Annotated in this window: 11 protein-coding genes and 1 pseudogene; 10 read left to right on the top strand and 2 right to left on the bottom strand. The window is 69.2% G+C overall.

What is annotated here, in order from left to right:
* Both STRTUCAR8_RS48090 and STRTUCAR8_RS48085 read right to left on the bottom strand, forming a co-directional pair.
* Positions 1 to 884, bottom strand: a pseudogene (locus STRTUCAR8_RS48090) (cellulose-binding protein); the annotation flags it as partial.
* Positions 885 to 1,215: 331 nt separating this feature from the next.
* Positions 1,216 to 2,538: a radical SAM protein gene (locus tag STRTUCAR8_RS48085; RefSeq protein WP_006383823.1), complete on the bottom strand. Its 1,323-nt coding sequence runs from the start codon at positions 2,536 to 2,538 to the stop codon at positions 1,216 to 1,218.
* A 149-nt stretch (positions 2,539 to 2,687) separates the two neighbouring features.
* On the opposite strand from STRTUCAR8_RS48085, the gene STRTUCAR8_RS48080 reads away from it, so the two are divergent.
* The 10 genes from STRTUCAR8_RS48080 (at position 2,688) to STRTUCAR8_RS48035 (ending at position 15,683) form a co-directional block, all read left to right on the top strand.
* The gene (locus STRTUCAR8_RS48080) at positions 2,688 to 3,932 is read left to right on the top strand and encodes an FAD-binding protein (protein WP_006383825.1); all 1,245 of its coding nucleotides are present in this window, start codon (positions 2,688 to 2,690) and stop codon (positions 3,930 to 3,932) included.
* Between the two features lie 163 nt (positions 3,933 to 4,095).
* A complete protein-coding gene (locus tag STRTUCAR8_RS48075; RefSeq protein WP_044474160.1) occupies positions 4,096 to 5,331 on the top strand; it encodes an ROK family transcriptional regulator in 1,236 nt (411 codons plus the stop codon).
* Positions 5,332 to 5,553: 222 nt separating this feature from the next.
* Complete coding sequence (locus STRTUCAR8_RS48070) at positions 5,554 to 6,816, top strand: ABC transporter substrate-binding protein (RefSeq protein ID WP_006383817.1); 1,263 nt, start codon at positions 5,554 to 5,556, stop codon at positions 6,814 to 6,816.
* A gap of 20 nt (positions 6,817 to 6,836) precedes the next feature.
* Positions 6,837 to 7,802 (top strand): carbohydrate ABC transporter permease, encoded by a 966-nt coding sequence (locus tag STRTUCAR8_RS48065; RefSeq protein ID WP_006383826.1) that lies wholly within the window; start codon positions 6,837 to 6,839, stop codon positions 7,800 to 7,802.
* Positions 7,799 to 8,677 (top strand): carbohydrate ABC transporter permease, encoded by an 879-nt coding sequence (locus STRTUCAR8_RS48060; protein WP_006383820.1) that lies wholly within the window; start codon positions 7,799 to 7,801, stop codon positions 8,675 to 8,677. Before STRTUCAR8_RS48065 ends, STRTUCAR8_RS48060 begins: the two co-directional genes overlap by 4 nt.
* A gap of 25 nt (positions 8,678 to 8,702) precedes the next feature.
* Complete coding sequence (locus STRTUCAR8_RS48055) at positions 8,703 to 11,597, top strand: glycoside hydrolase family 2 TIM barrel-domain containing protein (RefSeq protein WP_006383818.1); 2,895 nt, start codon at positions 8,703 to 8,705, stop codon at positions 11,595 to 11,597.
* Between the two features lie 32 nt (positions 11,598 to 11,629).
* Complete coding sequence (locus STRTUCAR8_RS48050; protein WP_006383815.1) at positions 11,630 to 12,643, top strand: ABC transporter ATP-binding protein; 1,014 nt, start codon at positions 11,630 to 11,632, stop codon at positions 12,641 to 12,643.
* Between the two features lies 1 nt (position 12,644).
* Positions 12,645 to 13,448, top strand: a complete 804-nt coding sequence (locus tag STRTUCAR8_RS48045; protein ID WP_006383821.1) for an ABC transporter permease — start codon at positions 12,645 to 12,647, stop codon at positions 13,446 to 13,448.
* A 3-nt stretch (positions 13,449 to 13,451) separates the two neighbouring features.
* Positions 13,452 to 14,252, top strand: coding sequence for an ABC transporter permease (locus STRTUCAR8_RS48040; protein ID WP_006383819.1), 801 nt, complete (start codon positions 13,452 to 13,454; stop codon positions 14,250 to 14,252).
* A 111-nt stretch (positions 14,253 to 14,363) separates the two neighbouring features.
* Positions 14,364 to 15,683, top strand: coding sequence for a jacalin-like lectin (locus STRTUCAR8_RS48035; RefSeq protein WP_006383816.1), 1,320 nt, complete (start codon positions 14,364 to 14,366; stop codon positions 15,681 to 15,683).

Raw genomic sequence — 15,683 nt, 5'->3', positions numbered from 1 at the left:
GCCGCGACCAGGATCGCCGTACGGCCGATGCGCGGGCGCGACTCCCCCATGGTGAGACCCGTGTTGAAGCCCGCTTCACCGCGCCCGCCGAGCAGGCCCGCCTCGGCCGCGCGGCGGCGCCGCTCCAGGTAGGCGAGGCCGCCCCAGCCGATGACGCCGCCGGCGAGCGCGGCCGGCAGCCCGCCGATCCCGCCGTACAGCCGGAGACAGGCGGCGGCCTCCGCGCACTCCACGCAGGTCGCGAGGTGCCGGGAGAGGTCCTCGGGGACCTCGGCGCCCTGCGAGCGGGTGACCGCGTCGAGCAGCCGGGCGAAGCGGCGGCAGTCTGGGCTCATCGGGGTGTCGAGGAGGTTGCGCTGGCAGCGGTCCCTGAACAGGACGCGTACCTGGGCGAGTTCCTCGGCGGCGCTCTCCGGGTCGAGGCCGAGCCGACGGGCCACGACGGCCAGCGGCATCGCCTCCACTTCGGCCAGCCAGAGCAGGGCGGCGTCCGGTTCCTGCATGTCGCGCAGGGCGCGCAGGGCGAGCGGACGGCGCAGCGGGGGGCCCACGTACCGGGCGGCCTTGTCGGAGTTGAGCCACAGCCGCAGGTCGGGGTCGAGATGGTTGCCGTGCCCGGTCTCCTCCCAGGACGTGGCGGTGCTGCGAACCGCCGCCAGGAGGAGGGGTATCCAGGGCAGGTGGGGTATGCGGCGCCCGGTGTGGCGGGCGCCGAAGTCGGCGGCCCGGGCCGCGTGGATACCGTGTCTGAACGCCTCGGCGGCCAGTTCGGTGCCGGCGGACGCGCCGGACGTGCACAGGTCGGCGTACGAGAGGACCGCGTCCCAGCACTCGGAGAACAGCGCTGCTTCGGCGGCGTCCTGAGGGGTCGGCAGATCTGGCATATGGGGGGACTCCAGCATCAACGGCTTGCACACGCCAACGTCAAGGTCAAGATCAAACGTCAACTACCCCTGGGAACAGGGGAGTTGGGGAACGTTTCCCAGAACGGAGCCCCGAGCTTTTCACGTATCCCGCACAACTGACAAGCGACGTATTCACATGTCGGCACATGTCAACGCGGCTCGCCGTACGGGGGTCGTGAGGTGAGCGGAACGACGTGCGGGTTCTCCTGCCCCCATACGGGCCGCGACGCCGTTCCGTTCAGTTGCTTTCAGCCTTCTCGGCTCGTCTCAGTCCTTCTCGGCCGTTCTCAGCCCTGCTCGGTCCTTCGGCTCACGTCTTCGACGCGGGCTCACGGGCGGGCAGGCTGTCCATGAAGGAGCTGACGGAGAATACCGCGCGGCCGGGCCCGGGTTCGCCGTAGCCGGGGGGCGAGGCGAGGCCGAACTCGTCCATCGTGGCGCGGTAGGCCTCCAGCAGCCGGATGTGGTACTCCAGCGGCGCGCCCTGGGGGTTGGCCTTGCCGAGCGGGGTGGTGGGCTCGGGGCACCAGGTGGTGAAGCGGGGCGTGATGCCGTGCGACATGAAGAAGCGCAGGCCCTCGGTGGTGGAGGCGATGGCCTCGTCGACGGTCGTGAACCCGGACGGCGCGGCCATCTCCACACCGGCAACGAAGTTGGGGATGACGTTGCGCGCGCCGAAGACGTCCGCCGAGTCGAGGATGCGCCTGTGCCACTCGTCGCGGCCCACGTAGCGCTCCTTGCCGGGGCAGTACAGCTCGAAGAGCTTGCGGTCCCACACCTCGTAGTTGGGGTGGTAGATCTGCACGCCGTAGTCCTTGAAACGCTGGACGTCGTCCTTCGGCAGCGCCTGGGCGACGACCTTGCCGATCCAGCGGCCCGGGAAGTGCTCCTCGATGGCCTTCGCGTACATGCCGTAGAAGTCGGCCTCGTCGCGGCCCTGGAGCTTCGAGGTGATCGCGCCGCCGGTGAGCGTGTAGGCGGTGGAGGTCCGGTTGGTGTCGTACCGGTTGATGATCTCCAGTGCCTCAAGCACCTCGTCGACGTCCTTGACGCCCGTGTAGGGCCGGCCGGCCGCCTTGTGCTGGCGCCAGTTGTGGTTGATGTCGCAGTACTGGCACTCCTCCTTGGCGCCGAAGTACTGGCAGACCCGGAAGACGGTCAGGTAGATCAGATAGCCCCACTGGATGGTCGGGGCCACCTCCATGACGGACTTCCCGTTGGAGAGGGTGTGGCGGTAGTACTCGGGCATCGGCGGGACCCCGACGTCGGAGATCCGCTTCCCGTCCAGGTAGAGGCCGAGGACGCCGTGTTCGTCGGCGGCGACCCGGTAGGGCGAGGCGGGGTTCACCCGCACCGACACGACGGTCCGGCGCAGGTCGTAGGGGCCGCCGGTGAGGATGATCTCCTCCGGCGGGCGGCGCAGCGCGGCCTCGCCCAGCTCGGGGAGGGTGCCGTGGTCGAAGGAGAAGATGAAGTACGACTTCGGCTTGACGTCGCCGCTCTCGTTGTCGCTGAGCGCGGACGGATCGAAGGCCACACCACCCCTGAGCAGGTCCTCTTTGAAGACGGCTTCCCTCGGGACATGCGGAAAGCGCTCCATCAGATCCTCGACCAGCGCGGTGCGGCTGCCCATCCCGTGTCTCCTCCAGCTCCGGCGGTACTCCGGCGTTCGACTCCTCACGGTATGCCCCCGCCTGCGCGTCCGTGGCCGCGGGGCCCCTCGGGCATGTCACATCCCCCTGCGTGAGAAGGTCGACGCATCTGAGCGGAGGGACGGACCCGATGGCCGAGACGCTGACCAACTGGGCGGGCAACATCATCTACACGCCCACGGAGCTGCACCGACCGCGCTCCCTGGACGCCCTGCGGGCGCTCGTGGCCCGGAGTGCCGGGGTGCGGGTGCTGGGCAGCGGGCACTCCTTCAACGACATCGCCGAGCCGGGCGCCGGCGGCGTCCTGCTGTCCCTGGCCGGGCTGCCGCAGGAGATCGACGTCGACACCGCGGCCCGTACGGTCCGGGTCGGGGGCGGGGTCCGGTACGCGGAGCTGGCCCGGGCGGTCCACGGGCGCGGGCTCGCGCTGCACAACATGGCGTCCCTGCCGCACATCTCGGTGGCGGGGTCGGTGGCGACGGGGACGCACGGTTCGGGCGTCGACAACGGTTCGCTGGCCGCCGCGGTCCGCGCGGTCGAGCTGGTCACGGCGGACGGCTCGACGGTGACGATCACCCGGGGCGAGGACCGGTTCGAGGGGGCGGTCACCTCGCTCGGCGCGCTGGGCGTCGTCACGGCCCTCACGCTGGACCTGGAGGCGGACTTCGAGGTCGAGCAGTACGTGTTCACCGAGCTCCCGCTGGACGGGCTGGACTTCGAGGCTGTGGCGGGCGCCGCGTACAGCGTGAGTCTGTTCACGGACTGGCGGGCGCCGGGCTTCCGGCAGGTGTGGCTGAAGCGGCGGACCGACCAGGCGCCGCCGGACTTCCCGTGGGCCGCTCCCGCCACCGAGGCGATGCACCCGGTGCCGGGGATGCCGGCCGTGAACTGCACGGAGCAGTTCGGTGTGCCGGGGCCCTGGCACGAGCGGCTGCCGCACTTCCGGGCGGAGTTCACACCGAGCAGCGGCGAGGAGCTCCAGTCGGAGTACCTGCTGCCGCGCCCGTACGCCCTGGACGCGCTGCGGTCGCTCGACGCGATCCGGGAGGTCGTCGCGCCGGTGCTCCAGGTGTGCGAGATCCGGACGATCGCCGCCGACACCCAGTGGCTGAGCCCGGCGTACGGGCGGGACAGTGTGGCGTTCCACTTCACCTGGGTGGCGGACACCGAGGCGGTGCTGCCGGTGGTGCGGCGGGTCGAGGCCGCGCTGAACCCGTTCGGGCCGCGTCCGCACTGGGGCAAGGTGTTCACCGTGGCGGCGGAGGTGGTGCGCGGAAGGTATCCGCGACTGGCGGACTTCGGGGCGCTGGGGGCGTTCCTGGACCCGTCGGCGAAGTTCACGAACGCGTTCGTACGGGAGGCGCTCGGCGGCTGACCTCGCGCCGGGTGCGCTGTCAAGTGCGCCGACACTTTCATCAGCCCCTTTCCTAACCCCTTGTCGAACCTCCCCCGCTGCCCATAGCCTGGCGCCGCGCCGGTGCCGTCGTGCCCCGGGCTGTCCGCACTGAGGTCCGCACGGCGAGGGGGCATGCCCGGTGGTGAAGCGCACATCGCGTGACATCCGCACCGCGAACCGCTACGAGGTGCTGCGCGAGATCATCGCCCAGTCGCCCACCTCCCGGCAGGAGCTGGCCGCCGCCACCGGGCTCAGCCTGGCGACGGTGGCGACGCTGGTCGGGGAGCTGATCGACCTGCGGATGCTGACCGAGGTCGGCTTCGAGGACTCGGCGGGCGGACGCCCCCGGGGACTCGTGGCGGTCAACGCGTCGGGGGGCGCGCTGATCGGCGTCGACATCGCGGAGACCTACGTCCGGGCCGAGCTGTTCGACCTGGGGCTGAACGTCCTGGCCCGCGCCGCCGAGCACATGCGCCCCGGCGAGAGCCGCCCCGAGCAGGTGGTCGGGCACGTCACCACGGCCGTCGGTTCCGTGGTCGCGCAGGCCGGCATCGAGGGCGCGCGGGTGCTGGGCGTCGGGGTGAGCGTGCCGGGGCAGGTGGACCGGGTCACCGGTATCGCCGAGTACGCGCCGAACTGGGACTGGCACGACGTGCCCCTCCTCGACCTGCTCACCGAGCACATCGCCTATCCGCTGTACCTCGACAACCCGCTGCGCGCCTGCGCCGTGGCCGAGCTGTGGTTCGGAGCCGTACGCGGACATGGCAACGCTGTCGTGGTGAACCTCGGGACGGGCGTCGGCGCCGGCCTGGTGATCGGCGGCGCGGTGCACCGGGGGGTCAGCAACAGCGCCGGGGAATGGGGGCACACGACCCTCGTCCTGGACGGGCGCCCCTGTCACTGCGGCAACCACGGCTGCGTCGAGACGTATGTCGGCGCGCCGGGGATCATGCTGAACCTGGCGGAGCTGGACCCGGGTGGCGCGCTGCTGCGTCCCGACGACCAGACGGCGACCGTCGACGCGCTGGCCCGTGGGGTCGCCGACGGTGATCCGGTGGCCGTCAGGGTGGTCCGGGACATGGCTCGTTATCTGGGCGCGAGCATCTCCGATCTGGTCAATCTGCTCAATCCGGAGATCGTCGTGCTGAGCAGCTGGGTCGCGGCCACGCTCGGCGAGCCACTGGTCACGGAGGTGCGCGAGGCCGTGGCCCGGCACGCCTTGAAACGGCCCCTGGCGGCCACCGAGATCGTCCTCTCCCCCATCCCGGGGGACCCGGTGTGCCTGGGCGCGGCGACGTTCGCGCTCGAAGGCGCTCTGTCCCTGGTCACCCAGCGGTCGTCGACCGCCCGGCGGGGTGGCCCGATGCCGCTGAAATAGGTCTGGACCAACCCCCAACCACCCCGGCGCGAACCGCAGTTGACGCGGTCCGCCGGTTTGTCGCGTCCGAAATCCCGAACACTCCGCAACGTTTCGAACGGGCTTCGTCCAACCCCTTGCCGAAGGCTTAGCCGAAGGTTAACGTCCGCCTCCGCAAGTTCATTTGAGCCATCTGGCGCTGAAGCGACAGGGCCGCAGCCGTACTCGAGACAAGGACGTCACATGTCGGCATTGAGCAACAGCAACTGGGACCGCCGGAACGTTCTGCGGGCCGCCATGGGCCTGGCCGCAGCCGGCGGACTGACCGCGTGCGGCGGGAACAACGGCCGCAGCGGCGGCGGGTCGGGAGACTCGCTCGTCCAGTACTTCCACGCGTACGGCGAGGCCGGCACCGAGCAGGCCATCAAGAAGTACGCCAAGGCCTACAAGGGCGCCAACGTCTCCACGCAGTGGATCACCGGCTCCAACTTCGAACAGAAGCTGTTCGCCGCGCTGCTCACCAAGAACGCACCCGACGTCTTCGAGTTCCACCCGCAGATCCAGCTCATCAAGAGCGGCCAGGTGGCGGACCTGTCCGACATCATCGACCCGGTCAAGGACGACTTCAACCAGGCCGACATCACGTCGCACACGGTCGACGGCAAGGTGTACGGCGTCCGGATGATCGACGACCCGCAGTTCTTCTTCTACCGCCCCTCGCTCTTCGAGAAGGCCAAGGTCGAGGTACCGACCACGCTGGAAGAGCTGATCGAGGCCGCCGCCAAGCTCAAGACCAACAAGATCAAGGGCGCCTACCTCGGCAACGACCTCACCCCGGTCCAGAGCCCGCTGATCTGGTCGGCCGGCGCCGACACGCTCACCGCCGACAACAAGCCCGCCTTCAACACGGACGGCGTCGCCGAGGGCCTGAAGCAGCTGCGGACCCTGTTCACCAGCGGCAACCTGCTGCTCGGCGCCCCCGCCGACTGGTGGGACCCCTCGGCCTTCACCCAGGGCCTGACGGCGATCCAGTGGTGCGGTATGTGGGCCATGCCGGCCATGATCGAGGCGCTCGGCGACGACATCGGCATCTTCCCCTTCCCGAAGGTCGGATCCGCCGGCAAGCAGTCGGTCACCAACGGCGGCTGGTCGATGTTCGTCAACGCCAAGGGCAAGAACGTCGAGGCGGCCAAGGAATACGTGAAGTGGCTGTGGATCGACCAGAAGGAGTACCAGGAGGACTGGGCCACCTCCTACGGCTTCCACATCCCGCCGCGCACGTCGATCGCGCAGACCGCCACCAAGCTCAAGGACGGTCTGCCGGCCGAGGGCGTCAAGCTGTTCAACGAGTTCGGCCACTTCGACAACATCGGCTGGACCCAGGCCATGATCTCGTCGGTCAACGACGTGATGGCCAACTCCGTGCGTAAGGACGACGACCCGAAGGCCCAGCTGGACGCCTGCGAGAAGAAGGTCGACACCGAACTCAAGAAGCTCTTCGGATAGACCACCGGACGGACTGCGAAATGTCGACCACCACCACGCGCGGGGTCGCCCAGCCCGCCTCGGCCAAGGTCTCCAAGGACCGGCCGCGGCGGGGCCTGCGGGCGAGCAGCACCTTCAACTTCTGGCTCTTCACCGGGCCGTTCCTCATCGGCCTGATCGTCTTCGTCTTCGTGCCCATCGGCTGGAGCATCTATCTCAGCTTCTTCGAGGCACGCTTCACGGTCACACCCAGCGACTTCGTCGGTTTCGAGAACTACAAGCAGGTTCTGACCGACGTCGACTTCCTGAACTCGCTGGTCACGTTCACCGTGTTCGCGGCGTTCATCGTGCCGACCACCTGGGCCTTCTCTCTGAGCCTGGCACTGCTGGTGAACCGGCTGCGGTTCATGCGGGCGTTCTTCCGGTCGGTCTTCTTCCTGCCCACGGCGGTCAGCTATGTCGCCGCCTCGCTGATCTGGAAGATGTCCCTCTTCAACGGCGTCCGTTTCGGCCTCGCCAACACCGTCATCGGCTGGTTCGGCGTCGAGAACATCGCCTGGCTCGCGTCCCCGGACCCGCCCTGGTACTGGCTGGTCATCGTGACCGTACGGCTGTGGCTCCAGTCGGGCTTCTACATGATCCTGTTCATCGCGGCGCTGCAGAACATCCCGCGTGAGCTGTACGAGGCCGCCTCCATCGACGGCGCCAAGCCCGGCTGGCAGACCTTCCGCCACATCACGCTGCCCCAGTTGAGGGCGACGTCGACCGCGGTGATCCTGCTCCTGCTGGTCGCCGCCTACCAGGCCTTCGACGAGTTCTTCAACCTGCTCGCCAAAGCCACCTGGGGCCAGCCCCCGCTGGTCGAGCTCTACAAGATGGCTCTCGGTGAGAACCAGAACTACGGCGCGGGCAGCGCGGGCGCTGTCGTGCTGACGATGCTGATCTGCGTCGTGACCCTGCTGCAGGGCAAGATCATGGGCTTCGGAAGGGGTGAGGAGGGCAAGTGACCACCACAGCACCCGAGATCGGGCAGAAGAAGCCGGTCAAGGTCAGGCGCGGCGGCGTCATGGGCAACACCGGTCTGTACATCGCGACCGGAGTCGCCGGCCTGCTCTTCCTGCTCCCCTTCTACCTGATCGTCCGCAACTCCCTGATGACGGACCTGGAGATCACCGGCGAGAGCTGGAAGTGGTTCCCCACCGACATCCAGTGGGGCAACATCGCCGAGCCGTTCGACGACGTCACCGTGGACTTCGCGCAGTCCATGTGGAACTCCGTGGTCGTCGCCGTCCTGAACACGGTGGGCATCCTCTTCATCTGCTCGCTCGCCGGGTACGGGCTCGCGCGGATCCCCTACAAGCACGCCAACAAGGTGTTCTACATCGTCCTGACCACGCTGATGGTCCCGACCGCCGTGACCTTCGTGCCCAGTTTCGTCCTGGTCTCGTCCTTCGGCTGGGTGGACAGTTACCAAGGTCTCATCGTCCCGGGCCTCTTCAGCGGTTTCACCTGCTTCCTCTTTCGGCAGTACTTCCTGGGGTTCCCGAAAGAGCTGGAGGAGGCGGCGCGCGTGGACGGGCTCGGCTATTGGGGTGCGTACTGGCGTGTCGTCGTACCCAACTCGCTGAACTTCTTCGCGGCCATCGCCACGATCACCTTCATCAACGGCTGGAACGCCTTCCTGTGGCCACTGGTCATCGGCCAGGACCCGAGCGCCTGGACGGTGCAGGTGGCACTCTCGTCGTACATGACGAATCAGACGGTCAACTACCACCTGATCTTCATGGCGACCGCCATTTCCATCCTGCCCCTGCTGTTCGTGTTCCTCTTCCTCCAGCGCTGGCTGGTCCAGGGGATCGCACAGACGGGCATCAAGGGCTGAACCTTCCCTAATTACCTGGAGACCGATGTCCTCCCGCACCACGGCCGTGTCCACGACGACGCCGACCGACTACGTCGAAGACGTCTCACCCGGCCGCGGGGCCCTTCCGCCCCGCGCCTGGTACGCGTCCTCGGACGCCGGATCGCTGTCCCTGAACGGCAGCTGGAGTTTCCGGCTGTCGTCGACCGCCGACGGAGCGGACGACTCGTTCGCCGAGCCGGGATACGACGCCGGGGACTGGGCCGAGGTGACGGTCCCCGGTCACTGGGTCCTCCAGGGCGACGGAAAGTTCGGTTCGCCGATCTACACCAACGTCCGCTACCCCTTCCCGGTGGACCCGCCGCGGGTGCCGACCGAGAACCCGACCGGCGACCACCTGCACGTCTTCGACCTGCCGTCCGACTGGCCCGACCTGTCGGACGGCGGGGCGGTGCTCCGCTTCGACGGGGTCGAGTCGTGCGCCCGGGTGTGGCTGAACGGCACGGACATCGGTGAGTTCAAGGGCTCGCGGCTGGCACACGAGTTCGCCGTCGGCCAGCTGCTGAAGCCCAGCGGCAACGTCCTCGCCGTCCGGGTCCACCAGTGGTCGGCGGGCTCCTACCTGGAGGACCAGGACCAGTGGTGGCTGCCGGGCATCTTCCGTGACGTGACACTGCTGCACCGCCCGGCGGGCAGCGTCCTCGACTTCTTCACGCACTCGAGTTACGACCACACCACCGGTGAGGGCACGCTCCGCGTCGACTCCGACGTCGAGGGGCGGGTCACCGTCCCCGAGTTGGACATCGATGTCAGGACCGGCGAGCCCGTGACGGTCGCGGTCGAGCCGTGGACCGCCGAGACGCCCCGCCTGTACGACGGTGTGCTGGTCACCGCCGGTGAGCGGGTGCCGTTGCGCATCGGCTTCCGGACCGTCGAGCTGGCCGACGGGCTCATCAAGGTCAACGGCAAGGCCGTCCTCTTCAAGGGCGTCAACCGGCACGAGTGGCATCCCGAGAAGGGGCGCTCCCTCGACCTGGAGACCATGCGGGCCGACGTGCTGCTGATGAAGCGGCACAACGTGAACGCCGTCCGCACCTCGCACTACCCGCCGCACCCGGCCTTCCTCGACCTGTGCGACGAGTACGGCCTGTGGGTCATCGACGAGTGCGACCTGGAGACCCACGGCTTCCACGAGCAGAACTGGCGCGACAATCCCGTCGACGACGACCGCTGGACCCCGGCCCTCCTGGACCGCGCCTCCAGGATGGTCGAGCGCGACAAGAACCACCCGTCGGTCGTCATCTGGTCGCTGGGCAACGAGGCCGGCACCGGACGCGGGCTGACCGCCATGGCCAAGTGGATCCACAGCCGCGACACCTCCCGGCTCGTGCACTACGAGGGCGACTGGGACTGCCGCGACACGGACATGTACTCCCGCATGTACGCCGACCACGCGGAGACCGAGCGCATCGGCCAGCGGCTGGACGGCGGCACCGAGAAGCGGCGCGGGCTCCCCTTCATCCTCTGCGAGTACGGCCACGCCATGGGCAACGGCCCCGGCGGCATCGCCGACTACCAGCGGATCTTCGAGGCCCACGACCGCGTCCAGGGCGGCTTCATCTGGGAGTGGATCGACCACGGCGTCAAGGACGACCGGTTCGGCTACGCGTACGGCGGTGACTTCGGCGAGGAACTGCACGACGGCAACTTCGTCTGCGACGGGCTGATCTTCCCGGACCGGACGCCGTCACCGGGGCTCCTCGAGTTCAAGAAGGTCATCGAGCCGGTCCGGATCGGGGGCGACGGCACGGCCGGGACCGTGCGCGTGACGAACGCGTACGACTTCGCCGACCTGTCCGCGCTCACCTTCGAGTGGTCGTACGACGTCGACGGCACGGCGGTCGAGACGGGCACCCTGGAGGCGCCCGCCCTCGCCCCCGGTGAGTCGGCGGACGTGAAGCTGCCCGCGCCGCCCGCCGACGCTCGGGGCGGCGCCGAGTCCCAGTGGACGGTACGGGCGCTGCTGGCCGGCGAGTCGGCCTGGGGCGAGAAGGGACACCAGGTGGCCTGGGGCCAGGTCCCGGTGGCCGCACGCCCGTCGCCGACGGTCACCGCCTCGGCCGCGCCCGCCGTGGCGGACGGAGTCATCACCCTCGGCCCCGGTACCTTCGACGCCCGCACCGGTGCGCTGAGGTCGATCGGCGGCCGCGAGGTCCGGGGGCTGCGGCTGGACGTGTGGCGGGCGCCCACCGACAACGACGACGGCGCTGCCTGGCAGCCCGACGAGCGCTACGGCATGCTCTGGCGCGAGCTTGGCCTGCACCGGATGCAACACCGCCTGGACGCCGTCGAGTTGGCCGAGGACGCGCTGACGGTACGGACCCGGGTGGCACCCGCGGCGGCCGAGGTGGGCCTGACCACGGAGTACCACTGGACGTCCGACGGCGACCGGCTGCAGCTGACCGTGTCCGTCGTCCCGGTGGGCGAGTGGACGCTGCCGCTGCCGAGGCTCGGTATCCGGCTGGGACTGTCGGACGCGGACCGGGTCACCTGGTTCGGCGGCGGACCCGGCGAAGGGTACCCGGACACCAAGTCGGCCTCCATGCTGGGCCGTTGGGAGTCCACCGTGGACGACCTCCAGACCCCCTACCTCCGCCCGCAGGAGAACGGCGCCCGTGCCGACGTCCGTTGGGCGGAGCTGGGCGGGCTGCGGGTCGACGGCGACCCGGAGTTCTGGTTCACGGCCCGCCGTTGGACGAGCGAACAGCTCGAGGCGGCCGACCACCTCACCGACCTGACGCCCGGAGACGTTGTCTGGGTCAACCTCGACAACGGGCAGCAGGGCATCGGTTCGCAGTCCTGCGGACCGGGCGCGTTGCCGCAGTACCTGCTCCGGGCGGCGCCCGCGAAATTCACTTTCGTGTTCACCGCCATCGAGTAAGACTTCATCAACTCACCTATATCGGGGGTTCGTTGAGCGGCAATATCGAGGTCCGGAACCTGTCCCGGACCTTCCACACCACAGTGCGGCGTCCCGGCTTCGCCGGGGCGCTGCGCTCCCTCGTCAATCCGGAGCGCGTCACCAAGGACGCCGTCTCCGACATCACCTTCGACGTGGCGCCGGGCGAACTCCTCGCCCTTCTCGGGCCGAACGGCGCCGGCAAGTCGACGACCATCAAGATGCTCACCGGCATCCTCACCCCCACGTCCGGCGAGGCACGCGTCGCCGGGGTGGTGCCCTACCAGGAGCGCGAGCGCAACGCCCGCAACATCGGGGCGGTGTTCGGCCAGCGCACCCAGCTCTGGTGGGACCTGCCGGTGCGCGAGTCGTTCTCGATCCTCCGGGACATCTACGAGATACCGAAGGCCGAACACGCCGTACGGCTGCGGGAGTTCGACGACCTGCTGGAACTGTCCACGTTCTGGGACACCCGCGTACGGCATCTGTCGCTGGGCCAGCGGGTGCGCTGCGACCTGGCCGCGGCCCTGCTGCACGATCCGCAGGTCGTGTTCCTCGACGAGCCGACCATCGGGATGGACGTGGTGGTCAAGGAACAGGTGCGGGAGTTCCTGCGCCACCAGGTCGAGGAGCGCGGCCGGACCGTGCTGCTGACCACCCACGACATGACGGAGGTCGAGCGGCTCGCCGAGCGGGTCGTCCTCGTCAACCACGGCCGGCTCGTGCTGGACGGCACGCTGGACGAGATCAAGAAGCGGTTCGGCTCCACCTGGCAGGTCCGGGCCACCCTGGCGGACCCGCACGCGGAGGTCGAGGCCCTCCCGGGCATCGCGCTGCTCCGGCGCGAAGGCCCCCAGGTGGTCTTCGGGCCCGACGGTCCGGCCGCCCCCACGGTCCACCAGGCGCTCAAGCGGGTCATCGAGCGGTACGAGGTGACGGACATCGCCCTCGACGAGGCCGACCTGGAGGACGTGATGCGCGCCGCCTACGTGCAGGCCGAGATACCCGAGTCGCGCGGGGGCGGCTGACATGGCCGTCCTGCACGCCTGGCGCTCCGCCAGGGTCACCCCGCTCGGTGAGCTGCACGCCCCGCCCCGGATGACCGCCGCCCTGGTCCGGCTAACCGTCCAGGTGGTCCTGGTCGCGTCCCTGTGGAACGGCCTGTACCAGCAGACCGGTACGACGGCCGGCCTCACCCGCGAGCAGGCGGTGACGTACGCCGTCATGGCCGTACTCGCCTCCCGGCTGCGGGAGTTGGACCAGTACGCGGGCCGGGACACCGTGCTCCAGCACATGCACTTCGGCACGATCGTCTACTGGTACCTGCGCCCGCTGCCGCCCCAGCGCTACTACGCGCTGCGCGCGCTGGGCGAGCAGTTGTACGGGCTGGCGTGGGCGCTGGCCGGGTTCGCGCTCTGTCTGGCCGTCGGGGTGGTCCAGCCGCCCGAATCGGCGGCCGTGGCCGGGGTGTTCGCACTCAGTCTGCTGCTCGGCCAGCTGGTCCTGTACTACGTCATGCTCGTCATCGACCAGCTGTGCTTCTGGACGCTGCGCAACGGCGCCGCGATGCTCATCCTGATCTTCGCGCAGAACCTGCTGTCCGGGGTGTACGCACCACTGTGGTTCTTCCCGGACTGGTTCATCACCCTCAGCTCCTTCCTGCCCTTCCAGGCCACACTGAGCGTGCCGCTGTCGCTGTACGTGGGGCGTGTCCCGCTCTCCGACGCCGCCTTCCAGCTCTCCGTGCAGGCCGGCTGGATCCTCGTACTGGCCCTGTTCACCCGGTTTCTGTGGCGGCGGGCCGCCCTCCGAGTCGTCTCCCAGGGAGGCTGAGCTGTGAACGGCCTGCGTATCGCGTGGCGCATCACGCGCCTCAACTTCCGTGCCCAGCTGGAGTACCGCTCCGAGTTCCTGATGATGATCGCCATCGGCGCCGTCTGGCAGGTGTCGGTGATCGTGTTCGCGACGGTGCTGCTGACCCGGTTCGCCGGGATGGGCGGCTGGGACAGCTCTGAGGTGCTGCTGATCCCGGCGACCCGGATGCTGGCGCACGGCATCTTCGTCCTGTTCCTCGGGCGGATGCACGGCATCGGCCGGAGCATCCAGGAGGGGGCGATCGACACCTACCTGGTCCGCCCGATGCCGGTGTTCCGCCAGGTCCAGCTGTCCGTCTTCCCCACCAACGCCATCGGCGACCTGACGGTGGCCGCGGGTCTGATGGCGGGCGCGCTCTCCCGCAGCGACCTGGACTGGACGGCGGGCCGCATCACGTACCTCGTGGTCTGCGTCCTCGGCGGGATGCTCCTGGAGGCTGCCCTGTTCACGGCGGTGGCCTGCGCCTCGCTGCGCTTTCCCGCCGCCGACTACTGGGGGCGCTGGCTGGAGGAACTCCTCGGCACGTTCGGCAGCTATCCGCTGAACGTGCTGCCGAAGGCGGTGAGCGGGTTCCTCACCTTCGGTCTGCCACTCGCGTTCGTCGCGTACTTCCCGGCGGCGGTCCTGACCGGCCACGGCCACGACACGGGCGTCCCGTACTGGCTGGCGGCGGCCTCGCCGCTGCTGGGGGTGGTGGCGTTCCTGGGGGCGCGACTGCTGTGGCGGTGGAGCCTTGGGCACTACACGGGCGTGAACGGCTGAACACGGCCCGTCTGTCACTCACTGTTCCCCCAACAGCTCCTGTCCAGCACACTGTTGGCCCCCGAACCTGAGCAGTGTTCACCTCCCACCCCCCATGGAGACGCCCCCACCATGAGAAGACTCATCGGCACCCTCGTGGCCGGCGCCCTGGCGCTGGCCGGGCTCGCCGCCACCGGCTCGACCCCGGCCGCCGCCGCGACCTCGGGCACCTTCAACGTCCTCACGTACAACGTCGCGGGCCTCCCGGGCATCGTGAGCTCCGGCAACCCGGAGGTGAACACCCCGCTGATATCGCCGCGTCTGGGCGCGTACGACATCGTCAACGTGCAGGAGGACTTCAACTACCACGCGGCGCTGTACGCGAACGACAACCACCCGTACCGCACGGCGACGAGTGGCGGAGCGGCCTTCGGTGACGGTCTCAACACCCTCTCGGACTACGCGTTCCAGGACTTCGAGCGGGTGAAGTGGAACAAGTGCACCGGCACCAACTGCCTCACCCCGAAGGGCTTCTCGCTCGCCCGGGTGCGGATCGCCGAGGGTGTCTACGTGGACCTGTACAACGTCCACACCAACGCCGACGACACCGACGAGGCGCATGCCGCCCGCCGGGACAACGTCTCGCAGCTCTCCGCGTTCATCAAGGCCAACTCGTCGGGCAACGCGGTCATCGTCATGGGCGACACGAACACCCGGTACACGCGGGCCGGCGACAACATCCGCACGCTCGCGTCCGAGAACGGCCTGACGGACGCGTGGGTCCAGCTGGTCAAGGGCGGTACACCGCCGGTCCAGGGCGCCGACCCGCTCCTGTGCCCGACGACCGCGCCGACGAACAACTGCGAGGTGGTAGACAAGGTCTTCTACCGAGGCAGCAAGCTCGTCAACCTCTCCGCGACCCGCTACAACAACGAGTGGGCGTCCTTCCTGGACTCCGCGGGCGGCAACCTCTCCGACCACTTCCCCCACACGGTCGACTTCTCCTGGACGGTTGCCTCGAAGCTGCGCGCGAGCGACTTCCTCGGCGGGGAGCACGGCACGGCCTTCTCCGACGCCGACGACCTCCCGGCGACGCCCTCGCCGCGCACGCTCACCCTGCGGGGCAGCTCCCGCCTGGACGCGGTGTCCCTCGCCCACGACGGCGGCACGACCCTGACCCACGGCGGCACAGGCGGCACCGCCACCTCCCTCACCCTGGCGTCCGGCGAACACCTCACCTCGGTGAAGCTGACGCAGGGTCAGAAGGACGGCAGGACAAGGATCTTCTCCGCCGCGTTCACGACGGACAAGGCCCGCACCCTGACCTCCGGTACGGCCACCACCAGCACGGCGACGTTCACGGCGCCGTCGGGCTGGCAGATCGTGGGCTTCACGGGCCGTTCGGGCGACGAGATCGACAAGCTGGGCGTGGTGTACGCGCCGATCGCCTGA

It is taken from the genome of Streptomyces turgidiscabies Car8, assembly GCF_000331005.1.
GTDB lineage: Bacteria > Actinomycetota > Actinomycetes > Streptomycetales > Streptomycetaceae > Streptomyces > Streptomyces turgidiscabies.
This window is presented reverse-complemented; position numbering and strand designations above follow the sequence as displayed.